Origin of the sequence: Shinella sp. (assembly GCF_052438155.1) — a bacterium.
GTDB lineage: Bacteria > Pseudomonadota > Alphaproteobacteria > Rhizobiales > Rhizobiaceae > Shinella.
Window position 1 is genome coordinate 1 of record NZ_JBQVPI010000037.1, and the last position, 26870, is coordinate 26870.

Below are 26870 nucleotides of genomic sequence, written 5' to 3' on the forward strand. Positions count from 1 at the left end.
GCATCACACCCGCACAGAAACTGAAAATGGCCGCGTGAATTCTACCGTAGAGCCCCGTTAAGAACGGGGGGATTACCTTGCCTGATGCTGAGCAGGGTGCCGACCGTTGGCACCTGATGGAAAATTCCAGCCGGGCGCTTCTCGATGCAGTCGGCAAGTCGATGCGCCAGATCAGGCAGGCGGTCGGCAGCAATGTCGTTGATCCCAAGCTTTTGACCTACGCTGAGAAACTGCAATACGAGGGGTATCTGCGCCGCCAAGAGACGAACGAGGCGATCCGGGAGCTGTCGAAGAAAGGGAACTCAATTCGACAGATCGTCCGGCAAACCGGCCACAGCCGGAAGATTGTCCGTGACGTTTTGTGGGGCCAGCGCCTCGATGTCTTCCGAACACGGTCCAGCTCACTGGATAGCTGGCTGCCGTGGGTCAATAGCCGCTGGGACGAAGGCGTGAGGAACGCCTTGGCGCTCTGGCGAGAGATGAAAGCAAAGGGCTTTCCAGGGCAGAGCGGTGTCGTCTCGCAATGGGCTCAGCGACGACGTCTTGCCGAGAAGGCTAACCAGAGTGGGCTTGCGCGAACGCCATCGGCGCGGGTCATCGCCCGGCTGATGACAACCGCACGCGATGATCTGGCAAAATCCGAGGCGATCTTGGTGGCGGCAATCGAAGTGAACGTTCCGGAACTGGTATTAGCCCGCACAGCCATTGGCGACTTCCAATCCATGATCCGCTCGAAGACAGCACAAAAGCTCGATGAATGGCTTGAATCATCGTGCACAACGTCGTCGGACGACCTTCCTGCAAATTTACGCAAAATTATACCTCTATAAAATCTATAAAAATAATAGCTTTTCTGTTTCCACACGTCACGAACTTCTAGTGTTCCCTGCAATTGAGGTCCGGGTAACACCAATGACGAAAACCATACGTTTTAACGCCTTCGAAATGAACTGCGTCGGCCACCAGTCGCCGGGGCTTTGGCGTCATCCGCGCGACCGGTCCTGGGAATACAAGGATCTCGAATACTGGACCGACCTCGCGAAGCTCCTGGAAACAGGCTTCTTCGAGTCGATCTTCATCGCGGATGTGATCGGCTATTACGACGTCTACAAAGGCAATCTGGACAATGCGCTTCTGCAAGGCGTGCAGATCCCGGTCAACGATCCCTTGCAGCTCGCCAATCCCATTGCGCAGGCCACAAAGCACCTCGGCATCGGCATTACCGCGTCCACGAGCTTCGAGCATCCCTACACTTTCGCGCGCCGCCTTTCGACGGCGGACCACCACACGAAGGGTCGCGTCGGCTGGAACATCGTAACATCCTATCTCGAAAGCGGCGCAAAGAATGTCGGGCAGGGCGGTCTTCGCTCGCACGACAATCGCTATGACGTGGCGACGGAATATGTCGAGGTTCTCTACAAGCTGCTTGAGGGAAGCTGGGAAGAAGGCGCCGTCATTCGCGACAAGGAGCGCGGCATCTTTGCCGACCCCGCGAAAATCCACGAGATCGGCCACAAGGGCAAATATTTCGACGTGCCGGGCTACCATCTGAGCGAACCCTCGCCCCAGCGCACGCCGGTGCTCTTTCAGGCGGGCGCATCGGGCGCGGGAAAGGAGTTTGCGGCCGGTCATGCTGAATGCGTCTTCATCTCCACGCCGCTCAAGGACGCGACGCGCGCCTACGTGTCGGATATCCGCCAGCGCGCCGCCGCGCAGGGGCGTGATCCCAAGAAGATCCTGATCTATGCGATGGCCACGATCATCGTCGATGAGACGGATGCCAAGGCGCGTGCCAAATATGAGGAATACGTCAAATACGCCTCCTATGATGGTTCTCTGGTGCTGATGTCCGGCTGGACCGGCATCGACTTCGGACAATACCGGCCGAATGATACGGTCAAGAAGGTCAAGACCAACGCCATCATCTCAGCCGTCGAAAATCTGTCCGAAGGCAACAAGGTCTGGACGATCGAGGAACTGGCGAAATGGGGCGGCATCGGTGGTCTCGGGCCGCTCTTTGTCGGCTCCCCGAGGACGATTGCCGACCTGTTGCAGGAGTGGGTCGCGGAAACCGATATTGACGGCTTCAATCTCGCCTATGCGCTGGCGCACGAAAGCTTCGCCGACGTGATCGGCTATGTCGTGCCGGAACTGCAAAGGCGAGGTGTCTATGCAACCGGCTACAGAGAAGGCACGCTGCGCGACAAGCTGTTCGGCGATGGACCTTATCTGCCGGAAAGCCATCCGGCTCACCGTTTCCGCGACATCGAAAAGGTAAAGCGCGAGGAGGCTCAAAGGGCTTCCGACGAGGCGGCCTGATGACCATCTAGTTTCAAGACCGGCTGCACGGCCGGAAACATCCCAGTGCAGGCAGACCGGACGCCAGATCCTCCGATTTGGCGAAAGCTGGGTCGTGTCTGCCGCCAGAGGAAATGACGGAGCATGACCCGATGAACGCATCCGCGGTAGCAGCCTTGGAAGTCAGAAATGTCTCGCTGTCCTTCAAGGGCGTGAAGGCGATTTCCGACCTCACGTTCCAGGTCGAGCGTGAGGAAATCTGCGCCTTGATCGGCCCCAACGGGGCGGGCAAAAGCTCTCTCCTGAACATTTTGAACGGCGTCTACGTGCCGGATTCGGGCGAAATCGTCTTCGAGGGCGAGCACTTCCGGCGCATGCAGCCACTGGAGGCGGCCAGGCGCGGGATCGGCCGCGGGTTCCAGAACAACGCCCTCTTTTCGGGCATGAGCGTGCTCGACAATGTGATTGCCGGCTTGTCGCGCCATTCACGCGTAACGCTTCTCGAAGAAGCCTTCCGGCTCCCACGTGCCCTGAACGAGGAGCGGCAGTTTCGTGAACGGGCGCAGGAGGTGTTGCACCTCTTCGACTTGGAAAAACATGCGGCAACCCTGGTCGGCACGCTGCCCTACGGTGTGCAGAAGAAGGTGGAGATCGCCCGCGCCATTGTGGCGAAGCCTCGCCTTTTGCTGCTCGACGAGCCGCTCGCCGGCATGAATTCGGCTGAGAAGCATGAGATCGCGGCGATCATCGCGCGGCTCAACAAGGATCTCAAGCTTACCGTCGTGCTGATCGAGCACGATATCGGCATCGTCCTGAAGCTCGCCCACCATGTCGTCGTGCTCGATTACGGCCGCAAGCTTGCCGATGGACCACCGGAGACGATCCGCGACAACCCGGACGTCATTGCCGCCTATCTCGGTTCCGACCACGCGGAGGCCGCAGCATGAACATGTTCCTCGAAACATTGATCGGCGGTCTGCTCGCCGGCACCATGTATTCGCTCGTCGCGATCGGCTTCGTGCTGATCTACAAGGCATCCGGCGTCTTCAACTATGCACAGGGCTCCCTTCTCCTCTTCGCTGCCCTGACCTTCGTCACGTTGACCGACAACGGCGTGCCGGCAATCGGCGCTATTGCGGTGACCATTGCTCTTCTGGTGCTGACGGCCGTCGCCATCGAAAAGCTGCTGCTGCGGCCATTGACCAACCGCAGCCCGATGACGCTCTTCATGGCGACGCTCGGCCTCTCCTATGTCGTGGAGGGCGTGGCGCAGGGCATCATGGGATCGCAGGTGCGCGCACTCGACCTCGGCATCGAGGACCTGCCGATCTTCGTCGGCGACATCATGATCAGCCAGTTCGACCTGATTGCCGCCGGCGTTGCGCTCGCGATCGTCGTCGTCCTGTCGCTGCTGTTCAACCGCACGCGCATCGGTATTCAGCTGCGCAGCGTTGCGGACGATACGCGGGCAGCACTGTCGCTCGGCATCGATATCAACCGCATCTGGCAGATCGCCTGGGCGGTCGCGGGACTGGTGGGCCTCGTCGCCGGCCTTCTCTGGGGCGCCCGCCAGGGTGTGCAGTTTTCGCTCTCGCTCGTCGTGCTCAAAGCGCTGCCCGTCCTCATCATCGGCGGCTTCACCTCCATCCCCGGTGCCATCGTCGGCGGGCTTATCGTCGGTGCGGGGGAGAGTCTGGCCGAGACCTATATCGGTTCCTATCTCGGCGGCGGCATCACGCCCTGGTTCGCCTATGTGCTGGCCCTCGTTTTCCTCTTCATCCGCCCGGCCGGTCTGTTCGGCGAACGACAAATCGAAAGGGTTTGATCCATGTCCGAGATAGATTTGCGCGTTGCCGTCGATCCGGTGGATAGCATCGGTCTCAAGGCCGTCGGCGCGACGGTACTTGTTGGGCTGCTCCTCACCGCTCCCTTTCTTGCGTCGGAATACTGGATCAACGCGATCATCGTGCCGTTCCTGATCCTCTCGCTTGCTGGGCTCGGCCTCAATCTCCTGACCGGCTATGCGGGGCAACTCTCGCTTGGTGCAGGCGCCTTCATGATGGTCGGTGCCTACGCGACCTTCGCGCTCCAGCTTCGCGTGCCGGATTTGCCGCTCCCGCTGGCGTTGATCGTCGCCGGCATCATTTCCGGCGCGGTGGGCCTGGCGTTCGGCCTTCCATCGACGCGCATCAAGGGTTTCTACCTGATTGTCAGCACGCTGGCGGCGCAGTTCTTCTTCGAATGGCTGTTCCTGAAGTTTCCGTGGTTCTACAACGGCAATTCATCGGCGACGATTGCACTTTCGCGTGGACTGTCCTTCTTCGGGCTCGATGCAAACGCGCCCCACGGTCGCTACTTCCTGACGCTGGGCATCGTCGCCCTCCTGACACTGCTCTCCTTCAATCTGGTGCGCAGCCAGACGGGGCGCAACTGGATGGCGATCCGCGACATGGATACTGCCGCCGCCGTCATCGGCGTGCCGATCTTCCGAGCCAAGCTTCAGGCATTTGCCGTGTCGAGCTTCATTCTCGGCATTGCCGGGGCGCTCTGGGCCTTCGCCTATCTCGGCTCTGCTAGCGTTCAGAGTTTCGGCCTCACGCGCTCCTACCAGATCCTCTTCATCATCATTATCGGCGGCCTCGGCACCATTCGCGGCGCCTATCTCGGCGCGGCCTTCGTCAGCCTGCTTCCTTTGGCACTCGACTGGCTGTTCCAGCACCTGTTCAGCGGCCATGTCGATGCGGGCCTGCTCCAGAACATCCAGAAAGCGATCTTCGGCATCCTCATCATCTGGTTCCTCATCAAGGAGCCGGAGGGGTTGTCGCGGCTACTCGGCTTGCGACGTGCGCAGGGCGCGCGCCGCCGTCTCTTCCCGTCTTGAGCCCCATCTTCCCATCACGATCCCAGGAGTTGAAACCATGAAACGACTGCTTATCGCCGCGCTCCTTGCCGGCACCGTCTTCTCCGGCATTGCCCCAGCCTCTGCCGCTGATGTCAGCCAGTACATTCCGCTGCCGACCTATCGCGTCGGTGCCTACGCCTCCTCGGGTGAACTCTGGTGGGCCGGCGAGCGCGACTATTTCCGCTACATCAACGAGGTCGAAGGCGGCGTCGAGGGCGTAAAGCTCAACTACGAAGAGTTCGAGACCGAATGGAGCCCGGACCGCACCGTCGAGGTCTATGAGCGCGTGAAAGCCGGCAAGGACGGCTCGCCGCTCGCCTTCTTCTTCACCCACGGCACGCCGGCGACCTATGCCCTTCTCGAAAAGGCCGCCGCCGACAAGATCCCGTTGATCGATCCGGCCGGCGGCAAGACGGAGACGGTCGACGGAACGGTGTTCCCCTATGCCTTCCCGCTGTTGTTCAGCTATTACAGCCAGGCCTCGACCGGCATCAACTATATCGCCGAAAAGGTCGGCGGTTTCGACAAGCTCAAGGGCCTGAAGATTGCGACTGTCTATCATGACAGCGCCTATGGCCGCGCCAGCCAGCCTGCCGTCGATCTGCTCGCCAAGACATACGGCTTCGAGAACATCCAGATCCCGGTCGCCGATCCCGGCAACGAGCAGTCGCCGCAGTGGCGCCAGATCCGCGAAGAGAAGCCGGATTGGATCTTCCTGCGCACCTGGGGCGTCTCGACCGTCGTCGCGCTCAAGACGGCGCAACGCTTCGGCTTCCCGGCCGACCACATCATCGGCGACGTCTGGGCGGGTTCCGAATCCGATGCGATCCCGGCCGGCACGGCGGCGATCGGCTATTCGGCGCTCGCTCCCTATCCGGGCGGCACGGATTTCGAGATCCACAAGCGCCTGAAGGCCGAGATCCTCGACAAGGGCAAGTCGGACCTGCGCGATCCAAAACTCTTCGGCGCGGTCAACTACAATATCGGCCTCGTCAATGCGGCGCTGGCCGTCGAGGCCCTGCGCACCGGTTACAAACATTTTGGCGCGCGGCCGCTGAATGGTGAGGAAGGCCGTTGGGCCTTCGAGCACCTGACCATCGATGACAAGCGGCTTGAGGAAATCGGCTTCAAGGGCCTGCTCCAGCAGATCCAGATCACCCCGACCGACCACGAGGGCGGCGGCGCGGCGCGTATCCAGAGCTGGGACGGTGCGAAGTGGGTTCTCCAGACCGACTGGATCAAGGCCGACCACGAACTGCTCAACCCGCTGATCAAGGAGGGTGCCGCCGCCTATGCCAAGGAGAACGGTATCACGCCGCGCACACCGGAAACCGAAACCAACTGATCTTTGCGTGAGGGCGTGGCGCTAGCCCACGCTCTCTATCGGCACCAGGAGACAATCATGTTCAAGACGTTATTGCGCAGTGCAATTGCACTCGCCGCTTCCGCTCTGGTCTTTGCGAGCGCGGCGCAGGCCGTCGACACGACGCCAGGACCCGACAGCGACAAGCAGTTCTTCCCGATCGCGAGCTATCGTGTCGGGCCCTACGCGGCCTCCGGCGCATCGATCTGGGCGGGCATTATCGACTACTATCGCTACGTCAACGAAGTGGAGGGCGGCATCAACGGCGTTCCGATCGTCTGGCAGGAATGCGAGACGGAATGGACGGCGGAAAAGGGTATCGAGTGCTATGAGCGTTTCAAGCGCGGCCTGAATGGCGCCCCTGTCTCGGCTTATTTCCCGAACGGCGCTCCGGCCGCCTATGCGCTCTCCGATCGCGCGGCGCAGGACAAGATCTCGCTGGTCACGCTCGCCTATGGCCGGACGGAAGCGACCGACGGTCGCGTCTTCCCCTATATCTTTCCCGTCATGGTGACCTTCTACAGCGAAGCCTCCGCCGTGGTGAATTACATCGCGGAAAAGGAAGGCGGCTTCGACAAGCTCAAGGGCAAGAAGATCGCCACCGTTTACCACGACAGCGCCTATGGTCGAGAAACCCTCGATCCCTTAGAACTGTTTGCCGAAAAATACGGCTTCGAAAACATCCAGATCCCGGTTGCCGATCCCGGCAGCGAGCAGTCCTCTCAGTGGCGCCAGGTGCGCGAACAGAAGCCTGACTGGGTCTTCCTCAGAACCTGGGGCGTCTCGACGCCGGTCGCGATCAAGACCGCGCAGCGCTTCGGCTTCCCGGCGGATCGCATCATCGGCGATGTCTGGGCCTCGTCCGAGGAAGACGTCATTCCGGCCGGCGACGCCGCCAAGGGCTATCTGGCTCTCACGCCATACCCCGCCGGTGCCGACTTCGAAATCCACAAGCGCCTGAAGCAGCACATCATCGATACCGGCAAGTCGGACCTGCGCGACACCAAGGCCTTTGGCAGCGTCTATTACAATTCCGGGCTCGTCAATGCGCTGATCTCGGTCGAGATCGTCCGTCAGGCGCAAGCGAAATTCGGCAACCGGCCGATCACCGGCGAAGAAGGCCAGTGGGCGCTCGAACAGTTGAAGTTCGACGACGCAGCACTCGAAAAGGCGGGCTTCCTGGGGCTTGTCCAGAACCTGCAGCTGACACCGGCCGACCATGAGGGTGGCGGCGCCGTGCGCGTGCAACAATGGACCGGCAGCAACTGGAACCTCGTCAGCGACTGGGTTCAGGCTGATCGCGACACGCTGCGTCCGCTGATCGACGCGAAGTCCGCCGCCTATGCCAAGGAAAACGGCATCACGCCGCGTGACGTCGGCACCAACTGATGGCCGAACGACCGGGGCGGACAACCGCCCCGGTCTCTCAAGGAGATTTGGATATGAGCCTTCTGCATGAACCGATCGCGCCCAAGAGCGTCGAAAAAAGCCTGCTCGACGTCTCCGGCATCGAAGTCGTCTATGGGGGCGCTATCCTGGCCGTCGCGGATGTTTCGCTGACGGTCGGAACAGGGGAGATCGTCGCCCTCCTCGGTGCGAACGGTGCCGGCAAAAGCACGGTGTTGAAGGCGATTTCCGGTCTGGCAGCCGCCGACAGAGCGACCGTGCGCCGGGGGCATATACGCTTTGATGGTGTCGATATCCTAGGCATCCCGGCCAACCGACGAACGGCGCTGGGCATCGTGCATGTGCTTGAGGGGCGGCACGTCTTTCCCCACCTTACAGTCGAGGAGAACCTGCTCACCGGTGCGTTCCTCCATCGGCCGGGACGGCGCGAACTGTTGCGCCAGATCGATGATGTCTACGCGTGGTTTCCCCGCCTCAAGGACAAACGCCGAACCCAGGCCGGCCTAACTTCAGGCGGCGAGCAACAGATGCTGGCCATCGGGCGGGCCCTTCTTACGCAGCCAAGGCTGGTTCTCCTCGATGAACCGTCGATGGGGCTTGCCCCGCGTATCGTTCAGGAAATCTTCCAGATCGTCGAGCGGCTCAACCGAGAAAAAGGCGTGGCCTTCCTTCTCGCCGAACAGAACGCGGCGCTGTCCCTTGCCCATGCCACGCGAGCCTATGTCCTTGATAGCGGACACGTGGCGCTAAAGGGCGATTCTGCCGAACTCGCCCGGCGCAATGACCTCCACCAGATCTATCTCGGAGGGGAGGCCCGAACGTCCGCCCCTTCCAACGACCAATATGAAACGCATGTCCATGTCACAGATCAATCGCGGTTGGGGCGAAGGCCCCTCGGAGCGCTACGAATGCCTGGCCGAAAAGTGCCGACCCATCTTCGCTGATATCTTCAGTCGGCGCAGTCGAGCGCGAACTCAACCGGAGACTGCCCACCGAGGAAATCGTCTGACTAAAACGAGTCCAGTTTGGCGCCCTCCGGGTGCCAGAGGCCGAAGGCTGTTGATTTCCACTGCGAGCTGACCCGGGCGGGTATGCGGCCGGGTCAGCTCGCAGTGGAAATCAACAGCGCGTTGGTTGAATTTCGAGGAAATGCCAGCACGCGGCCTTGCCGTTGGCCCTGCAAGTCCAGCAGCGATGGCCGATGGAACTGCTGCCGACAAGGAGCGTGCGGTTGCCACTGCGCATATAGATCCAACGAAAACTGGCTTTGCAACGCTTACATGGAGATCCGGTAGGTGGAAAAAGACCGTCGTTACCGCAGAGTAGTATCTGGATAATTCCACCTTGCTCCTCGCTTCAAGGCTGTCAACCGGCGCCTACAATTGATCCTTTATCGACGTCCAATTTCTGACGTAATTTCTATGATGTTCAGGTCTCCCAAGGACTGTAGTTTCGAGCAGATCGCGTCTCCTACGACCATACATTTCTAGCTCGAGGAGTTTGAGCTTGATGACCGAGCCTTCCGTCTGGCTGTTAGACGAAGATCTCGCTCTAAAAACAACAAAGCAAAGAATAATAGTGACTTAGCATTTTCAGCCTTTCGCTCATTGCTCCGGGTCACCGGTTCGATTCCTTTCAAGAGCTGCGGATCGCACATCAGACCCAACACCCTCCACCTCGATACCGACGTCGCGAGAGCGGGGTGGAGTGATCGATTGCCGTTCATATCAACACTTCAGAGTTATATCAGGCCACCGACCAATCCCGACGTCAATCCGAAAGCCGCCATCAGCAAGACGACCATCCACGGCGGGAGCTTCCAGGCCGTCAGCAACAGGAAGCCTGCGAGCGCCAAGGCGAAATCCACCGGGGCGAGGACGGCGCTCGTCCATACCGGATCGTAGAATGCCGCGCCAAGAATGCCGACCACGGCGGCGTTCGCGCCGCGCATGGCAGCCTGCGCCAGTGGGCGGACGCGCACCATGTCCCAGAACGGCAAGACGCCATAGGCGAGAAGGCCACCCGGCAGAAAGACCGCAACGAGGGCGATCGCCGCGCCGACAAATCCGTTCGGGTCTGGGCCCATGACCGCGCCGAGATAGGCGGCGAAGGTGAACAGCGGACCCGGAACCGCCTGGGTGAGGCCATAGCCGGCGAGGAACGTTTCATTCGATACCCAGCCCGGGGCGACAACCTCGGCCTGCAGCAGCGGCAGCAGCACATGGCCGCCGCCAAAGACCAGCGCACCGGCGCGATAGAAGGCGTCGAAAAGCGCGAGCGCCTGGTTTCCCGTGACGCTCGCCAGGATGGGCGGAAGAATGAGCAGAACGGCGAAGATGACGAGCGCGATCGCACCGGCGCGTTTGGTGACGGGATAGTCCAGATGTCCGGTGACGGGTCCGCCCTGCGACCGGCAAAGCCACAGGCCCGCAAGCGCGCCGACCAGGATCGCCGCGATCTGGCCGAGCATGCCGATCGGAGCGACCGTGATCCAGACGGCGGCCAGAGCAATCCCGATGCGCTGGCGGTCGGGCGTCAGGTTCTTCGCCATGCCCCAGATAGCTTGCGCGACGATCGCGACGGCCACCAGTTTGAGGCCGTGGATGATGCCCTCGGCGACCCGGCCGGTAAACGCCGAGGCGCCGAGCGCGAAGACAAACAGCACCAGCGCGGAGGGCATCGTGAATCCGAGCCAGGCGGCGAGGCCGCCCAGCAGGCCGTTGCCGCGCATGACGCCCAAGGTGAAGCCGACCTTGCTGGAGGCCGGGCCTGGAAGGAACTGAGAGAGGGCGACAAGATCCGCATATGCGCTTTCCGTGAGCCATCGGCGACGCACCACGAGTTCATCGCGAAAGTAGCCGAGATGGGCGATCGGCCCGCCGAAGGAGACGAGTCCCAGCTTGACAAATGCGCCGAATATCTCCGCAAATGATCCCGTTTCGCTCGCCGACCGACCGACTTCCACGCTCATGATCGCTTTTCTCCCCAGGTCGTCGAACCGAATTCATCGAAGCCGGACGACTATAGTGTTCGTGGATGGCCCCGCGCATGAGGGGCCATCCATCTAATCCTTGTCCCGGTCTTTAAACCGGGAAAGCTTTTGCTACCATCACGCCATTGTCGTCATCGACCTTACTTTCTGGCGCCTGACGCGATGGACTCATCCACATTGTTGCGACCTGCCGGCAGGAATGGCGGAGCGGAAAACCTGTCGGACTTGAAGGCTGCGATCTGGGCCTGGGTTTCGGGCTCCAGCAGGAACCGGACAAATGCCTTGGCGCCTTCCACATTGGCTTGCGGAAACCGTTCAGGGTTCACGACGTCGGCCACCATCAGTCGCGACATGATCGGGCCGTCGGGCAAAACCATGCTCAACTGCGTATCGCCGGTCTTTTCCTGCCAGTCCTTGAACGCAGTGGCGCCCCAGACCGAGTAGGCGTTCTTGCTGGCGGCCGCTTCGGCCACCTTGGCGTTTTTTACATCGAGATCGAGATACCAGCCTTCGCGATCGGGGGAGCCGGCCGCGTGCCAGAGCGTTTCGACGGCATAATTATGGGAGGCGTCCTTGTTCATGATGAACGGAGAGCGGCTTTCGGCGATGCGCCGGAAGATCTCGACCGGATCGGTCAGGCCGGCCACCTTGGCAGGATCTCCCTCGGGAATGATGAAGCCGTCCCGGCTTGACAGGACAGCCTCGGGCCAAAGCCCGTAACCTTCCTGCACGAAGGGCTCCACCCCGAGATGAGCATGGCCGAAGTGAGACAGGATGACGTCCGCCTTTCCAGCCTTGGCGTCCTCATAGACGAGCTTTCCGACATTGACCTCGACGCGGTAGTCCGTGCGGCTTTCGAAGGTCGCGATTAGTTCGTCCAGCAATCCGCCGTCACGCGGCGTGCGAACGGTTGCGAGACGAATGGTCGTCTTGTCGGGCTGTGCCGTTTCCTGGGCGGCCGCTTGGGGCAGGATGCTTTCAGGCAAAAGAGCAACCCCGAGAATGGCAATTGCCAACGCCGCGGCAGTGAGTTTTTTCATGACCAGCATTCCTCTATCGTTGCTTCGTGCAGTCTGTCTTCCACAGGGGGAGAGCAGATGCGGGCGGTCCATGGGAACTGGGCCGCAGAGCCGAGGTAGCGCTGAATCATGCCCCTGGGTAAGGGCTGGAACTGCCTTAAGTGTCGCGACCTGTCGCAAGGAGAAAGCCCGACACATCTGGTTACAAGTTTTCTGCATAAGCCGACGGCCGGCTTGTTAAATTGGGTGCTCATAGGTTTGAGAGACAAAGGTTTTGGCAAGCCGCTGAAACTGGGAGCAAGGACGAAACATGCGAGAAACACCGAAGCTGATGTTGATGACATGGTGATGAACCATGCGCCGCACATCCTCGTTGTCGACGATCACCGGGATATTCGCGAGCCCTTGGCGACGTTTCTGAAGAAACAGGGAATGCGCGTTACGACTGCTGACAATGCAGCGGTCGCTCGCGAGGTTCTCGCCAAGGGGGCAATCGATCTGATCGTGCTCGACATCATGATGCCTGGAGAAGACGGCTTGTCGCTCTGCGCCTATGTCCGTGAAGCCATGGACACACCCATGATTTTCCTGACGGCTATGGCAGAGACTGTCGATCGCATCGTCGGTTTGAAAGTCGGTGCCGATGATTATGTCGTCAAGCCGTTCGAACCGCTCGAACTGCTGGCGCGCATCAAAGGTGTCCTGCGGCGTTCGAATGCGCTTCCAAAGACACGCGATGCCGCGACAAGCGGGCGCGTCGCATTCGACAGCTGGATTCTCGATCTGGGGCGGCGTGAACTCGTCAATCGCGACGGGCTGTCGATACCCCTGAGTTCGGCGGACTTCCGGTTGCTGGCCGTCTTCGTCCAGCGGGCAGGCATAGTGCTCTCGCGCGATCAGCTTCTCGATCTGACGAGCGGGCGCGAGCAGCATGCGTTCGATCGCAGCATCGACAACCAGATCAGCCGACTTCGCCGGAAGATAGAACCGGACCCGCAGAACCCAAGCGCGATCATGACCGTGTGGGGCAAAGGATATGTCTTCACCCCGGAGGTGAAAGACCCCGGATGAGACGTTTCCTGCCATCCACCCTGGTCGGGCAATTGGGCACGCTCCTGATTGCCGGCATCCTCGTTGCGCATCTCTTCAGCTTGGCGATTCTCTCGAGCGAGAGCACGGATATGCTGCGCGCGGCGGACCGCAGCCAAGCCGTCGACCGCATCGCTTCGCTCGTAAAAGCCCTTGAACTGGTGCCCGCCGATCTTACCGGCGAACTCGTTCGATCCGCCGGTTCGCGCGACCACCAGTTTGCCATCGGCCCGCACGGGAAGCCCCAGGGCGAAATGAGTGAAGCCGAACTGCGGCTTGCTCGGGAATTGCGCACGCTGCTCGCACCGCGGGAGCTGAGCCTGGACGTCGATCTGGTGGAGAATGAGCACCCGCGCGCTTTCGGTCTTGCCGGTCTCGAAAACACGCCCGGCGTACTGCACATTTCGGTGCAACTGGCGGATGGACGGTGGTTGAGCGGCGTATCGACATTGCAGCCACCGACGCGCCGACTGTGGCGCTGGCTCATTCCGATGGGGGCGAGCGGTATATTTGTCCTGATCGTAACCACCGTCGTCGTCCATTGGATCACCCGGCCGCTGAGCAAGCTCTCCGCCGCCGCCGAACGCATCGGCCGCGGAGAAGAAGTGCAGGGCATGAGGGGGGAGGGACCGTTCGAGGTTCGCGAGACGATGGCGGCATTCGACAGCATGCAGCAGCGTCTCACGCAGTTCGTGCGTGATCGCACGCAGATGCTCGCCGCGATCAGCCATGACCTCAGGACGCCGCTGACTTCTTTGCGGCTGCGCGTCGAAATGGTCGATGACGACGCGCTTCGGGCAGCGATGGTCCGGACGATCGACGAGATGCGTCAGATGGTCGAGGCGACGCTCGGCTTCGCGCGGGATGACGCCGATACGGAGGAGGTCCGGTCAGTCGATCTCGTTGCTCTGCTGGAGGCGATCGTCGATGATCTTGCCTCGACCGGCTACGAGATACCCGTCCGGGGTCCGGAGCAGCTGCCGGTGCGGTGCCATCCACTGCGCTTGAAGCGGGCCATCACAAACCTCCTGGAAAACGCACTTCACTACGGCGGCGGGGCCGAGATTGCCGTCGATCTACGCGAACACGGTGTCGTCATCTTGATCGACGACACCGGCCCCGGAATTGCTGACAGCGAGCTTGAGACCGTATTCGAGCCGTTTGTCAGGCTTGACAACTCCAGGAGTGCCGAGACGGGCGGTGTCGGACTTGGGTTGGCAACCGCCCGCTCCATCGTGAAATCCCACGGCGGCCATCTAACTCTGCACAACAGGTCTGGCGGAGGCCTGCGTGCACAAATATACCTGCCGGCAGCCCGGTCGCTGCAAAATGGTTCGGGGGGTGGCGATTTTCCGCTTAGATCGGCGTGAGCGGTTTCAAAAAAATCGGAGATTGTGCCACAGCAGTTCCCACGCGACTTAGGGACTCGCATCGCCAGCGGCCGGAATTCGGCGACTCCTACACTCCGTCGGGGTCGAGCGGGAAGTTCGGGATATCGACGTTCTTCCCACTGCGGCACGCGGTAATGCAACGGCCTTTCACGATCGTCAGAGTCGGATCGTCGGACTGATGTCCAACTCACCATGAGGAGTTGTGCGTTCGAATCCGATCAAGACCAACGGACGGGCCTCATGCCTTGCGAGCATCGGCGACGTGCCGTCCTTGTCATCGTAGCCCGGTGTAGTACTTTGGAACAGGTTTGCTTCGCCTTTACTGCTCAGTCCCGTGGAGCATCCCGTGTGGGAAGGGAGTTCGCGTGAGCAGCTGTTTCGCCGGAGTAAGGGAAATCATCTCCCAGCTGACGGTTGCCCTCGAAGACCTTGAAGGTAGGGCCCTCGACTTCAATAATCTTGTACCCGTTCACGTATTCGATCTTTGGCGTTTTCCAGCCCATGATGAGGTCTCCCATTCAAAGTCCTGTTTTCTCCACCTGGAGAAGTAGCATCGACAGCCCAAGCCGCCGATCTGTCGGAGCACATTTCTGGTAGCAGAGTCTCAATGTAGTAAGTCGTACAGCCTGATTCTCAGGTGTTGCGCAAAAGACTAATTTTTTGGAGTTGGGCCTGAGGTTCGATTCGGTTGACGCCGCCATAGGGAAGTCGGGCAGCAGTCGGCTGATCAGCGTCCACGAACGGCAATCAGGACTCGTGTCGCGCTTCTTTCAGTCAGGGGCGCTTGGTGCGGCTGGACATGGAGCATCAGCTTGATATCCTGCGGGTAGCTAAATCGGCGGGGCGGGACTTGATAGTGCAACATAAACAAATGCTTGGAAAGTCATGCGGTCGATAGAATCCCGTATCTACGAATGCTATGATAACCTCTCGCCGAGCGAGCGCCAGCTTGCGAATGTTGTGCTGAAGCATCAGCGCGATTTTTCGAGCTATACAGCCACGGAACTGTCGGAGAAGGCCGGCGTGTCCAAGGCGACGGCCGCGCGGCTCTTTCGCAGCCTCGGCTACAAGACCTATGGCGAGGCTAGGCGCGATGCCCGGGCCACGAAACTCTGGGGCTCGCCGCTCATCAGGGTGGAGGAAGAAAACAGCGCGTCTGGCCAGAGCCAGTCGTTCGAGGGCTTCATCCAGGCGGACATGGAGAACCTCCGCCGCACGTTTGATGTCAATCAAGCCTCGGAAATCCACCGGGCCTGCGCGGCGATAAGCGGCGCGCACCGGGTCGTCATCCTTGGCGTGCGGCACGGCTATGGGCTGGCCTATCTTGCGAAAAACCTGCTTGGTTTCGGAAAGGATCTGGTGCAGGTGCTGGCCAATGGATCCAACATCAGCGATGACATCACATCCCTGAAGAAGGGCGACCTCTTCATGGTTGTCGCTTTCAAGCGACGCCCTGACTACCTGGAGACGATCTTCTCCGAGGTGCGTTCGACCGGCGCGCAGATTCTGGTTATCGGCGATCTCAGCCTGGAAAATCCCAGCGAGGATATCGTGCTGCGATGCCACACGCATATACCGGGCCTGTTCACCTCGTTCACCTCGGCCGTGACGATCCTGAACTATCTGGGTTGGGCTGTTTTCAATGGCGCCGGTGAGGCCGCCCAGACGCGGCTGGAGAAGCTGGAGCGTCTCGTCGTCTCCGTCGACCGCGTCGAAGGCCCCGGCGATGCGCGAAAAGCACCTCCGCGCCGCCGCGCGGCGAAGCCGCCGAAGGAAGCCTAGCGAACGCGGTGTGGCTCCAGCGGCGTGTGACGGCTCAGGTTTTCGTAGCCGTCGGCCGTCACCGCATAACAATCGCCGATATTGCAGCCCGCCGAGAGCGGCTCCAACCACTGGGCATGCAGAACGAAGACCATACCCTCCTCCAGCGCGCCGTAATTATTTGAGGATATGTTGTAGGTGGAGGTCTTGGGCATGCCGACCGAATGCCCGAGATTGGGATTATGCGGGCCGTGGGTGGCGGGGTAGACGTGCATCAGCCTGCGGCCCTGCGCCTCCCAGTTCGGTGAGGGAACGTATTGGCGCGGCACGAGCCGGGGCGCCCCGTCGGGCATCGCCTCCCAGTTGAACGGCATCGTCCGGGCCTCGGTGTTCTCCAGCAGGCCGCGTTCGACATAGGCGGTGAAGGCCGCATTGTTGACCTCCCTGGCCAGAGCGCCGGGGCGGATTTCCGCCTCGGCCCGCCGCATGCCTTCGAGGCAGACGGCAATCACCTCTTCCTGGCGATCCGTCAGGCTGCCGACGGCGATCATCCGGGCGGTCTGGGCATAATAGCCGCGATAGGTGACGTTGGAGACATAGAGGTTAATCAGGTCGCCGTCGCGCACGACATGGCCGTAGGGCTTGCCGCAATGGGTGCCGAACTCATTGATGCCGATCTGGTAGCCATCGCCCGTTTCCCCGCCGCGGGCGAGCTGGGCATAGGTGAAGGCCGCATAGATTTCATGGTCGGTGACGCCCCGTCGCGTGACATGGCAGGCCGCCTCGTAACCGATGCTGATCAGCTGCGAGGCGGCACGCACGAGTGCGACTTCGCGCGGCGAGCGCACGCGCTGCATGCGGTCGAGGATGCTGCGCGCCAGCTCGAATTTTGCCTTCGGCAATTCGGCCTTGAGCACATCCCAATAGGCTGTGGACGTATGATCGCCGACGAGACCAATCTGCGCGCGATCCAGCCCGCTTGCCGCAAGAAGCTTCGCGCACGCCTCGGCGGTCTTGTCGATGGCGGACCCCGGACGGTCGAGATATTCGCGGCCCCAGGGCGCGATCTGCCAGATATCCTCGACGAGAAGCGGTTCGCCGGCGGGCGGCAGGAGGACCGAGGAGCCATAGAAGGACAGGAGGGTCAGCGGCCGGTCGGCATCCGTGGGAATGACGAGCATGCCTTCGCGCATCCAGTCGCAGATATAGCGGAGGTAGGAGTTGGAGGTGTGATACCAGCCGATGACATCCGTGTGGACCAACAGGACGTCGTGCCCGGCCTGCGAGGCCTCCTGGCGAATGCGCCGCAGCCGATCCTCGTACTCCTCCAGTGGCAGCGGCGGCACCGGCTCGAAGTTGAAACTGGGCTTGAAGCCATCGAGCAGGCCTTCCCATCTCCGCGCGGCATCACCCTCGATTTTCGTCAGCATTGGAACCCTCAGATGTTGGAACTTGAAACAAAAGTTTCCAAAAACATGCACGAAGGATGAGGGCGAGGCAAGAGGGTGTCGTGCCGGTTGCGGCGCTTTTTCCGAAGCGCCCTGCGCGTGAACGAGGGTTCCTTTACCGGAAATCCGGATTTTTCCGCGACCGCCTGAGTATGTCTGAGCCGAAATAATTCACGAGAGCCGTCGGGGGCGAATGAATCGGCGTTGACAATCTGAAACTTTTGTTCCAACAATTTGCACATAAAGACATCGGCGGACGCATCCTTCGGAAGGGCAGATGCATTGCGGCCAAATCAACAAATCAAAAAAGGGAACGAAGCATGAGTGTGATCAGGAGAACTGCCGTGGCGCTTGCATTGCTGGCCGGCATTGCCGCGGTGCCCCAAGGGGCTTTTGCAGTGGTCGCCTTCGACCAGGCCCTGCAGGACAAGCTGCCGCAAGCCATGCGCGATGCCGGCAAGGTGACAGTCGCCACCACGGCCTATACGCCGCCGATCGTCTTCATGGGGCCGGACAACGCGGAAATCATCGGCCTCGACGCTGACATCGTGAACGCTTTCAGCGTCATGTTCGGCGTCAAGTTCGAGATGACCGACCTCGGCAACTTCGCAGCCCTCATCCCCGCCTTGAAGGCGAAGCGCTTCGACATGTCGATCTCCGGCATGGGCGCCACGGTCGAGCGTGAGAAGGAGCTCGACATGATCCCCTACATGTATGACGGCAAGACCATCATGGTTCAGCAGGGCAACCCGCTGGGTATCAAGACGATGGAAGACCTGTGCGGGCAGAAGGTCGCCGTCGGCGTCGGCACGGCGCAGGAAGCTTTGGTGAAAAAGACCTCGGAAACCAAGTGCAAGACGCCGATCGAAGTTCTTTCGATCCCTAAGCAGCCGGAAGTGCTGATCGCGGTCCGCACCGGCCGCGCCGCCGCCACGGTCGGCGGTTACGCCACAGGTGTCTACACCGCAAAACACCAGATCCAGAACGGCGTCGGCCTCGAGGCGCTTCCCGAAGTCCGCCAGGATGTCGGCTACAACACCATCGCACTTTCCAAAGACAATGCCGAGTTGCGCGACGCCGTGATGGCCGCGTTCCAGAAGCTCATCGAATCCGGCGAATATGCAAAAATGCTGGAGAAGTGGGAGCTGGCGCCGCTCGCGATCGAGAACGCGCGACTCAACGACGCGGAAAATCTTCCGAAGGATTGATCGAATTGGAAAAGAGCGCCATGTCGACCGGCATTCCGGACAATACACCTGCCTCGGCGGGGGCCGAACTTGAAACCGTGCCCCTGCGCCATTGGGGCCGCATCTTCGGGGCCGCCGCCGTGCTCGGCGTCCTCGCCTTCTTCGCATACATCGTCTCCGCAAGCCAAAGCATCCAGTGGGGCGCGATCGCCGAATATCTCTTCAATCCGGCGATCCTCAGCGGCGTGCTGGTCACGATCGAGCTGACCGTACTCGCCATGGCCATCGGCACGGTGATCGGCGTTCTCCTCGCCGTCATGCGCATGAGCCCCAATCCCGTTCTCAGCAGCGTTGCGGCAGGGTATGTCTGGTTCTTCCGCGGCACGCCGTTGATGGTCCAGATCTTCTTCTGGTTCAATATCGCGCTGTTCATTCCCGTCGTGCGGATCGGCGAGTTCTCGATCTCCACCAACCTGCTGATCTCGGCCTATAGCGCCGGCCTGCTGGCGCTGGCGCTGCACGAGGCGGCCAACATGGCCGAGATCGTGCGCGGCGGCATCCTGTCCGTCGACAACGGGCAGATGGAGGCTTCGCTCGCCCTCGGGCTCATGCGCCGGCAGGCCATGCGCCGCATCGTCCTGCCGCAGGCCATCAAGGTCATCCTTCCGCCCACCGGCAACCAGGCGATCGGCATGCTGAAGGCGACGGCAATGGTCTCCGTCATCGGCACACACGATCTCCTGACGCAGGCGCAGAACACCTATGCCCGCAACTTCCTCGTCATCGAACTGCTGATCGTCGCGTCGGTCTGGTATCTCGCCCTGACCACGGTGGCGAGCATTGGCCAGTATTATCTGGAGCGGCATTTCCAGCGCGACACCATGCGCCAGCAGCCGCAAACCCTCATCGGCCGTATCGGGCGGTCCGTCAATCCCTTCGCAGGAGCCGCCTCATGAGCAAGATGGTATCCGCAGAAGGCATCTGGAAATCCTATGGAGCATTCCAGGCGCTGCGCGGCGTGAACCTGGAGGTCGAAAAGGGCGAGGTCCTGTGCATCGTCGGCCCGTCGGGCTCTGGCAAAAGCACCTTCCTTCGCTGCATCAATCATCTGGAAACGATCGACCGTGGAAAGCTGCGGGTCGATGGCCAGCTGGTCGGCTACGAGGAGCGTGCAGGACGGCTTTATGAGCTGAAGGAAAAGCAGCTTGCAGCGCGGCGTGCGGAAATCGGCATGGTGTTCCAGCGCTTCAACCTGTTTCCGCACAAGACGGTCATTGAGAACATCATCGAAGCGCCGGTCCTTCTCGGGCGGATGAGCAAGTCCGAAGCCCTGTCGCAGGCGACCGCCCTTCTCAAGCGCGTCGGTCTTCTCGACAAGCGCGACAACTTTCCCATCCAGCTGTCCGGCGGCCAACAGCAGCGCGTGGCCATTGCCCGTGCGCTGGCGATGAAACCCAAGCTGATGCTGTTTGACGAGCCGACATCGGCGCTCGACCCCGAACTCGTCGGCGAGGTGCTGGCGGTCATTAAGGATCTGGCGAAGGAGGGCCGCACGATGGTCATCGTCACCCATGAGATCGGTTTCGCGCTGGAAGTGGCCGATACGCTGGTCCTGATGGACGAGGGCAACATCGTCGAGCAGGGCAAGCCGAAGGACGTGGTCGAGGCGCCGAAAAGCCCCCGCACCGCCGCTTTCCTCGCCAGCGTTCTTTAGAGGGTACGACGTGCCAGACAAGCTCCGCATCACCGAATCGTCCCCCGCGGCGAAGTTCGCGCCGCAATATGTCGCCGACGAGTTGGGATATTTCCAAGACGAAGACCTGGATGTGACCTTCGGCGTCGATGCCGGACCCGCAGGCTCGTGGCTTGCGGACAACCTCGTCGCCGGCAAGGCCGACATCGCGCTCGGCGGCATATGGCTGCCTTTCGTCTATCGCGATCTTGGTATGGCGGATCTCGTCCCCTTTGCCGCCGTCTGCCATCGAAATCCGGCGATGCTGATCTCCCGCACGCCGCTCGACGGTCCCTTCGATTGGACGATGTTGGAAGGTAAGCGGCTCGTCCTTTCGCTTGCGGCAACCAGCCAATGGATGTTCCTCGAAGGTGTTCTGCTGGAGCACGGCGTCGATCTGCGGCGGGTGCAGGTGGTGCGCGACCTGCACATGGAAACCATGCAGCGTCTCTGGAGGGCAGGGCTTGGTGATTTCTTCCTCGCCGAACCGGCAACCGCGCTGGCGCTGACCGACGCCGGCTTCTTTCTCGCCGGCACCATGGCGGAGGCCGCCGGCCCCGTTCCCTGGAGCGTCTACTATGCCCCGCGCGACAGCGTGTTTGCGGGCTCGCCGACGCGCCGCTTCCAGTCCGCCATAGAGCGCGCCGTCGACTGGATCCTCACCGACCATGTCAGCGACACTGCGGTGCTCGTTGCTGCACGGTTGAAGCAGAAGGACACCGCGGTCATGCAACGCACCGTGCAACATCTCGTTTCGAGCGGTACATGGGTGAGGAACCTGAACATCGATCCCGTCGCCACCGCTCGTTATGCCGGAATGATGGTGCGCTACGGCCTGCTGCATGCGATGCCGGAGATGGGGCCGGCAGACTGATCGAGATCTCACTCGACGCCGAGCTGGCGCCCGCAATCGTCCGGCGATCCGCCGATCCCTTGAGGTGGATTTGAGATCAACATGAAGATTTGCTGATGCCGTCTTCTCCACTGTCGATGCGATCCAGTACACCCGCCCTCACCGTTTGACGCGGAAGCGCTGATGAAAGTGGGCCGGAGGCCATATCTCGTTGGGGTCGGAACAAGATTTGCTCTGCCAGACACGCCAAGGTGGAGCGGAAGGTGAACGTCATGCGGCCCGGAGGATTTTGCCGGGAAGCCGGAAAGGGCCTGAAGCCGTCGGAATAGATGCCGGTTAGATTGATGTGCTCCCAACTGAGCGGCGAAACGTGCTTCAGCAGCGCGTTGGGAACATATCGTAGTTCATCCCGGATGACGTCTCCAGCGACGGAATTGGTGGCGCGAATGCCGGATAGTTGACAAAAACTCCACTATCCTTTTGTCTTGTACGATGCACTTGCCTTCCCTCAATGCACTTCGGGTTTTTGAAGCGACTGCCCGGTTGGGCAGCTTGAAGGCCGCAGCCGCCGAACTGGCCCTGTCGCCTTCTGCGGTCAGCCGCCATATAGGCTCGCTGGAAGACACACTCGGAGCCAAGCTTTTCGTGCGTGGGGTGCGTAGCGTCACGCTGACGTCGCGTGGGGAAAGCTATGCGCATCGGTTGCGTGAGGCCTTCCGTATTATCGAGACAGCGACGGAGGAGGCCGCGGTGCACATGCAGGTGCGGCGCGGCCGGTCTCATATCATCACGCTTGGCGGTGAATCTACCTTCATTAGCCTTTGGCTAGCCGACCGGCTGGAGGAGTTCCACCGGTTGCATCCGGAATTGGACTTCGAGGTGTCTACCTCCTCCGATAACGATATTGGCAATGCCGACCTCTTCATCTTCTCCGAATTCGAGAATCACAACGACCCATCTTTCAAACCACTTTTACCCCTGACGGTGCTGCCCGTCTGCGCGCCATCGCTTGCGCAGGGGGAACACCCCATTCGGGAGGTCGCCGATCTCGTTGCGCACCGCCTTCTGCATGAGGGAACGACGGCTTGGTGGGAGGAGTGGCTCGCGCGGGAAGGAACAGCAGTCGCGTCCACAGCCAATCGGGGCGCGATTTTCCACGATGCGGTACTTCTTATGCGGGAAGCCATCAAGGGCGGCGGCGTCGCGCTGGCAGACACCATAATGGCCGAAGACTTTCTTCGGCGCGGGGAACTCGTTGCACCGCTGCCCAATCGACACAAGGTGAGTGCGGGCTATTATTTGCGCCAGCGCGCCGGGGCAGGTGGCAAACAGGGTATCCGACCGTTTCGCGACTGGCTCACCTCGAAGATCGAGGAACACAAGCGGTTCATGCGGCTGAGCTGAACCTTTGATATTCGGTCAATTGATTTTTCTGCATCTATAGGTGCGGAAATGATGTTTGTCATCGCCCTGTTTTTCCCGACCTTGCAATCCGGGAAAACGGGGGGTTATCGACGTGCCTGATCGACAGCATGCAAGTGCCATTAAAGTCTGTGATGTCAGCAAAGTCTTCGGAACGGGCGACAGCCCGTTCAAGGCCCTCGACCGTGTGAGCGTCGACATTCGTGAGAACGAGTTCTTCACTCTGCTCGGGCCGTCGGGCTGCGGCAAGACCACATTGCTGCGCATGATCGCCGGCTTCACCTATCCGACGGACGGCGAGATCAGGCTTTACGGGGAAGACATTGCAACGCTTCCGCCCTTCAAGCGACCGGTCAATACGGTCTTCCAGTTCTACGCGCTCTTTCCGCACATGACGGTGGGCGAGAACATCGCCTTCGGGCTCGAAATGCTCGACCGCCCGAAGGCCGAGATCAAGGCGCGCGTCGACGAGATGCTGGCGCTCGTCAAGATGGGTCACCTCAAGGACCGCAAGATGGCGCAGATTTCCGGCGGACAGCAGCAGCGCGTGGCGCTTGCCCGCGCGCTTGCCCCGCAGCCCAAGGTGTTGCTGCTCGACGAGCCGCTCTCCGCGCTCGACTACAAGCTGCGCAAGGACATGCAGATCGAGTTGAAGCGCCTGCAAAGCCAGACCGGTATCACCTTCATATTCGTCACGCACGACCAGGAAGAAGCGCTGACCATGTCGGACCGCATCGCCGTCATGTCGGCCGGCAAGATCCTTCAGATCGGCGGCCCGCGCGATATCTACGACCGGCCCGCCGAACGCTTCGTCGCCGAATTCATCGGCGAGATCAATTTCCTGAAGGCCGAGGTCGCCTCGGTCTCCGGCGACAAGGCCGAGGTCGTGCTGCCCGGCGGAGCGCGTGTCACTGCGCGCTTGGCGGACGGGTTTTCGCCCGCCGGCAGCGTCACCGTCGTCACCCGGCCGGAACATGCCGCCATCGTTGCCAATCCGGAGGGCGCACATCTGCGCGGCAGGCTTTCGAGCATCGTCTATGTCGGCACGGACACCCATTTTCACGTCGCGCTCGAAAGCGGCGAGAGCTTCTGCGTGCGCCGCCAGAACAGCCTGGAACAGGGTACCAGTCTCGCCGAAGGCGATGTCGTGGGCATCGTGCTCGAAACGTGCGCCGCCCAGGTGCTGAAGGATTGAGCGCCCTATGAGCACAGTCACAAGCCCCATCACAAGTACAGCAAGCGAAGCAGCACGCCGGGTCGAGGCGCAGGATATCCGCAACCGCTGGCTCCTTTCGGCGCCGGCGCTCGCCATCATCGCGCTGGCGGCCATCGGGCCGCTGACGATCGTCTTCGCCTATTCCTTCCTGACGCCCGGCAGCTACGGCGACGTCATCTGGACGTTCTCGCCCGACGCCTGGATCTCGGTGCTTTTCGAGAAGGATATTTTCGACGGCACCTGGTCGATCGCCGATGCCAACCTTTCGATCTTCTGGCGCTCGGTGTGGCTGTCGATCCTCACCACCGTCACCACGCTGCTCCTCGGCTTCCCGACCGCCTACTTCATCGCGACCCGCCCCGACCGCACCCGCGAAATCTGGCTCTTCCTGATCACTATCCCCTTCTGGACGAACCTCCTCATCCGCACCTTCGCCATCCAGGAGCTCATCCGCAACGAGGGCATGATCAACACCACGCTGATGAAGATTGGCATCATCTCCGCGCCGATCCAGATGATGTACACCGACTTCGCCATCTTGCTCGGCATGACCTACGTCTTCTTCCCGCTGATGGTGCTGCCGCTCTATGCAAGCCTTGAGAAGGTCGATTTCCGCCTCGTCGAGGCCGGCTATGACCTTTATGCCAGCCGCTGGCGGGTGCTGAAACGCATCATCCTGCCGCTCGTCAAGCCCGGCATCGTCGCCGGCTCCATCCTCGTCTTCATCCCGTCGCTCGGCTCCTACGTCACCCCGCGCATGCTCGGCGGCGGCAGCAAGATGATGCTCGGCAACTTGATCGAGCTGCAATTCGGCCAGGGCCGCAACTGGCCGCTCGGCGCCTCGCTCTCCATGGCGCTGCTGGCGATCGTCATGGTCGCGCTCATGGTCCAGGTCCGCGCCGCCGGCCGTCAGGGAGGACATGCTCATGGCTAAAAAGACCGGCGTCTTCGACGTCCAGCGCCAGGGCGGTTTTCCGACTGTCGCAATCCTCTGCTTCTTCCTGCTCTATCTGCCGATCGCGGCCCTCGTCGTCTTCGCCTTCAATTCCGGCACGTCGATCGCGAGCTGGGAGGGCGCCTCGCTGCGCTGGTTCGAGGCGGCGTGGAACAACGACAAGGTGGTCGAGGCCTCGATCCGCTCGGTGCAGATCGCCGCCTGTGCCGCTCTCATCGCCACGATCGTCGCGACGATGGCCGCCGTCGCCACCACCCGTACACGACAGTACCGCGGACTCAACGCCAAATACGCGTTCATAAACATGCCGCTGATGGTGCCGGAAATCGTCGTCGCGGTGGCGCTGCTGATCTTCTTCTCGCGCATCAAGATGGCGACAGGCTATTCCGGCCTCGGCTATCTGATCGCCGCGCACACCGCCTTCTGCATTCCCTTCGCCTACCTGCCGATCCGCGCCCGGCTGGAGACTATGGACCTGTCGCTGGAGACGGCCGCGGCCGACCTTTACGCGACGCCCTTCAAGGCCTTCCGCCGCGTGACGCTGCCACTCTTGTGGCCCGGCATCCTCGCCGGCCTGATGCTCGGCTTCGTCATCTCGCTCGACGATGTGGTCATCACAGAATTCGTCAAGTCCGGCGGCCAGGACACGCTGCCGACCTACATGCTCGGCCAGCTGCGCCGGGTCGTCACTCCGGAAATGAACGCGATCTCGACGGTCTTCCTGCTGCTCTCCGTCGCCATCGTCACCGTCTTCTTCTTTATCAGCCGCAAGAAGGACTAACCCATGGGAGGAAACCACATGACCCGTATTCTCGGCACGGCAGCACTCGGCCTCGCGCTGCTCAGCTCTACCGCCGCCCACGCCGCCGGCGAACTCAACATCTTCAACTGGGGCAATTACACCAGCCCGGACCTCATCAAGAAGTTCGAGCAGAAGTTCGACGTGAAGGTCACCGTCACGGACTATGATTCCAATGAAACAGCCCTTGCCAAGGTGCGCCAGGGCGGTCACGGTTTTGACGTCGTGGTGCCGCCGAGCTATGCTATGGAAATCTGGATCCAGGAAGGATTGCTGCTCGAAACGCGGCCGGACCAGATGGAGAATTTCAAGAATGTGGATCCGAAGTGGGTTGACGTGCCGTTCGATCCAGGCCGCCACTATTCCGTTCCGTGGCAGTGGGGTGTGACGGGCGTTTTCGTCAATACGTCGGTCTACGCGGGCGACCCGAACACGTCGGCCATCTTCCTCGATCCGCCGGCCGAGCTTGCCGGCAAGCTCAACATCATTCCGGAAATGTCCGACGTAATGTTCCTCGCCATCCACTATGTCGGCGGCGAGGCATGCTCGGGCGACTTATCCGTTCTGAAAAAGGCCCGGGATCTTCTGGTGGCCGCCAAGCCGAAATGGCTTGCCGTCGACTACGGTACGATTGAGCAGACCGTGAAGGGCGACTTTGCTGCCGGCACCAGCTGGAATGGCGCGTCCTTCCGCGCCCGCTTGCAAAATCCCGCTATCGTCTTCGGTTATCCGAAGGAAGGCTACCCGCTGTGGACCGATAGTCTTGCCGTGCTCAAGGACGCCAAGAACGTTGAGAACGCAAAACTCTTCATGAACTTCGTCATGGACCCGGAAAACGCCGCCATGATCTCCGCTTTTGCCCGCTACGGCAACGGCATCAAGGGTTCCGAACAGTTCATGCCTGCGGACATGAAGAATGCGCCCGAACTCAACATTCCGGAGGACCTGAAGGCCGCTGGCGAACTTGCCCGAACCTGCCCGGCCGATGTCCAGGCACTCTACACCAAGATCTGGACGGACGTGCTGCGATAAGCCG

General features: G+C 61.1%; 24 protein-coding genes. 20 read left to right on the plus strand and 4 right to left on the minus strand.

What is annotated here, in order from left to right:
* Positions 1–77: 77 nt before the first annotated feature.
* From ACT6VE_RS31080 to ACT6VE_RS31115, 8 genes are all read left to right on the plus strand, one after another.
* On the plus strand, positions 78–830 hold the full coding sequence (locus ACT6VE_RS31080) for a hypothetical protein (RefSeq protein ID WP_444802108.1): 753 nt from the start codon (positions 78–80) through the stop codon (positions 828–830).
* Between the two features lie 82 nt (positions 831–912).
* Positions 913–2319: an LLM class flavin-dependent oxidoreductase gene (locus ACT6VE_RS31085; protein ID WP_444802109.1), complete on the plus strand. Its 1407-nt coding sequence runs from the start codon at positions 913–915 to the stop codon at positions 2317–2319.
* A gap of 131 nt (positions 2320–2450) precedes the next feature.
* Entirely contained in the window at positions 2451–3245 is a 795-nt protein-coding gene (locus ACT6VE_RS31090; RefSeq protein WP_444802110.1) for an ABC transporter ATP-binding protein, read from the plus strand.
* Positions 3242–4123 carry a branched-chain amino acid ABC transporter permease gene (locus ACT6VE_RS31095; RefSeq protein WP_444802111.1) on the plus strand — a complete coding sequence of 294 codons (882 nt, stop codon included), beginning with the start codon at positions 3242–3244 and terminating at the stop codon, positions 4121–4123. The genes ACT6VE_RS31090 and ACT6VE_RS31095 overlap by 4 nt, the downstream gene beginning before the upstream one ends.
* A 3-nt stretch (positions 4124–4126) precedes the next feature.
* A complete protein-coding gene (locus tag ACT6VE_RS31100; RefSeq protein WP_444802112.1) occupies positions 4127–5179 on the plus strand; it encodes a branched-chain amino acid ABC transporter permease in 1053 nt (350 codons plus the stop codon).
* Between the two features lie 37 nt (positions 5180–5216).
* Positions 5217–6545: an ABC transporter substrate-binding protein gene (locus ACT6VE_RS31105; RefSeq protein ID WP_444802113.1), complete on the plus strand. Its 1329-nt coding sequence runs from the start codon at positions 5217–5219 to the stop codon at positions 6543–6545.
* Positions 6546–6602: 57 nt separating this feature from the next.
* The gene (locus ACT6VE_RS31110; RefSeq protein ID WP_444802114.1) at positions 6603–7952 is read left to right on the plus strand and encodes an ABC transporter substrate-binding protein; all 1350 of its coding nucleotides are present in this window, start codon (positions 6603–6605) and stop codon (positions 7950–7952) included.
* A gap of 53 nt (positions 7953–8005) precedes the next feature.
* Entirely contained in the window at positions 8006–8914 is a 909-nt protein-coding gene (locus ACT6VE_RS31115; protein WP_444802139.1) for an ABC transporter ATP-binding protein, read from the plus strand.
* A gap of 797 nt (positions 8915–9711) precedes the next feature.
* Here the strand turns inward: ACT6VE_RS31115 and chrA are convergent.
* Positions 9712–10941, minus strand: a complete 1230-nt coding sequence (gene chrA / locus ACT6VE_RS31120; RefSeq protein ID WP_444802115.1) for a chromate efflux transporter — start codon at positions 10939–10941, stop codon at positions 9712–9714.
* 161 nt (positions 10942–11102) lie between these two features.
* Positions 11103–12002, minus strand: a complete 900-nt coding sequence (locus tag ACT6VE_RS31125) for a hypothetical protein (protein WP_444802116.1) — start codon at positions 12000–12002, stop codon at positions 11103–11105.
* A gap of 108 nt (positions 12003–12110) precedes the next feature.
* Here ACT6VE_RS31125 and ACT6VE_RS31130 point away from each other — a divergent pair, with 108 nt between their 5' ends.
* Positions 12111–13052, plus strand: a complete 942-nt coding sequence (locus tag ACT6VE_RS31130; RefSeq protein WP_444802117.1) for a response regulator — start codon at positions 12111–12113, stop codon at positions 13050–13052.
* Positions 13049–14440 (plus strand): ATP-binding protein, encoded by a 1392-nt coding sequence (locus ACT6VE_RS31135; protein WP_444802118.1) that lies wholly within the window; start codon positions 13049–13051, stop codon positions 14438–14440. Before ACT6VE_RS31130 ends, ACT6VE_RS31135 begins: the two co-directional genes overlap by 4 nt.
* 347 nt (positions 14441–14787) lie before the next feature.
* Here the strand turns inward: ACT6VE_RS31135 and ACT6VE_RS31140 are convergent, their stop codons facing one another.
* Entirely contained in the window at positions 14788–14979 is a 192-nt protein-coding gene (locus ACT6VE_RS31140; RefSeq protein ID WP_444802141.1) for a hypothetical protein, read from the minus strand.
* 367 nt (positions 14980–15346) lie between these two features.
* Here ACT6VE_RS31140 and ACT6VE_RS31145 point away from each other — a divergent pair, with 367 nt between their 5' ends.
* Positions 15347–16243, plus strand: coding sequence for a MurR/RpiR family transcriptional regulator (locus ACT6VE_RS31145; RefSeq protein ID WP_444802119.1), 897 nt, complete (start codon positions 15347–15349; stop codon positions 16241–16243).
* On the opposite strand, the gene ACT6VE_RS31150 is transcribed toward ACT6VE_RS31145, so the two are convergent.
* Positions 16240–17652 carry a M24 family metallopeptidase gene (locus tag ACT6VE_RS31150; protein WP_444802120.1) on the minus strand — a complete coding sequence of 471 codons (1413 nt, stop codon included), beginning with the start codon at positions 17650–17652 and terminating at the stop codon, positions 16240–16242. The two genes, ACT6VE_RS31145 and ACT6VE_RS31150, sit on opposite strands and share 4 nt — an antisense overlap.
* Positions 17653–17990: 338 nt before the next feature.
* Here ACT6VE_RS31150 and ACT6VE_RS31155 point away from each other — a divergent pair, with 338 nt between their 5' ends.
* The 9 genes from ACT6VE_RS31155 (at position 17991) to ACT6VE_RS31195 (ending at position 26866) form a co-directional block, all read left to right on the plus strand.
* The gene (locus tag ACT6VE_RS31155; RefSeq protein WP_444802121.1) at positions 17991–18878 is read left to right on the plus strand and encodes an ABC transporter substrate-binding protein; all 888 of its coding nucleotides are present in this window, start codon (positions 17991–17993) and stop codon (positions 18876–18878) included.
* Positions 18879–18898: 20 nt separating this feature from the next.
* Positions 18899–19813: an amino acid ABC transporter permease gene (locus ACT6VE_RS31160; protein ID WP_444802122.1), complete on the plus strand. Its 915-nt coding sequence runs from the start codon at positions 18899–18901 to the stop codon at positions 19811–19813.
* A gap of 5 nt (positions 19814–19818) precedes the next feature.
* On the plus strand, positions 19819–20571 hold the full coding sequence (locus tag ACT6VE_RS31165) for an amino acid ABC transporter ATP-binding protein (RefSeq protein WP_444802140.1): 753 nt from the start codon (positions 19819–19821) through the stop codon (positions 20569–20571).
* 10 nt (positions 20572–20581) lie between these two features.
* On the plus strand, positions 20582–21463 hold the full coding sequence (locus tag ACT6VE_RS31170) for an ABC transporter substrate-binding protein (protein WP_444802123.1): 882 nt from the start codon (positions 20582–20584) through the stop codon (positions 21461–21463).
* Between the two features lie 471 nt (positions 21464–21934).
* Positions 21935–22846 carry a LysR substrate-binding domain-containing protein gene (locus tag ACT6VE_RS31175; protein WP_444802124.1) on the plus strand — a complete coding sequence of 304 codons (912 nt, stop codon included), beginning with the start codon at positions 21935–21937 and terminating at the stop codon, positions 22844–22846.
* 112 nt (positions 22847–22958) lie between these two features.
* Complete coding sequence (locus ACT6VE_RS31180; RefSeq protein ID WP_444802125.1) at positions 22959–24059, plus strand: ABC transporter ATP-binding protein; 1101 nt, start codon at positions 22959–22961, stop codon at positions 24057–24059.
* 7 nt (positions 24060–24066) lie between these two features.
* Positions 24067–25014 (plus strand): ABC transporter permease, encoded by a 948-nt coding sequence (locus ACT6VE_RS31185; RefSeq protein ID WP_444802126.1) that lies wholly within the window; start codon positions 24067–24069, stop codon positions 25012–25014.
* Positions 25007–25816 carry an ABC transporter permease gene (locus ACT6VE_RS31190; RefSeq protein WP_444802127.1) on the plus strand — a complete coding sequence of 270 codons (810 nt, stop codon included), beginning with the start codon at positions 25007–25009 and terminating at the stop codon, positions 25814–25816. The genes ACT6VE_RS31185 and ACT6VE_RS31190 overlap by 8 nt, the downstream gene beginning before the upstream one ends.
* Positions 25817–25834: 18 nt before the next feature.
* Positions 25835–26866 (plus strand): extracellular solute-binding protein, encoded by a 1032-nt coding sequence (locus ACT6VE_RS31195; protein WP_444802128.1) that lies wholly within the window; start codon positions 25835–25837, stop codon positions 26864–26866.
* Positions 26867–26870: the final 4 nt, after the last annotated feature.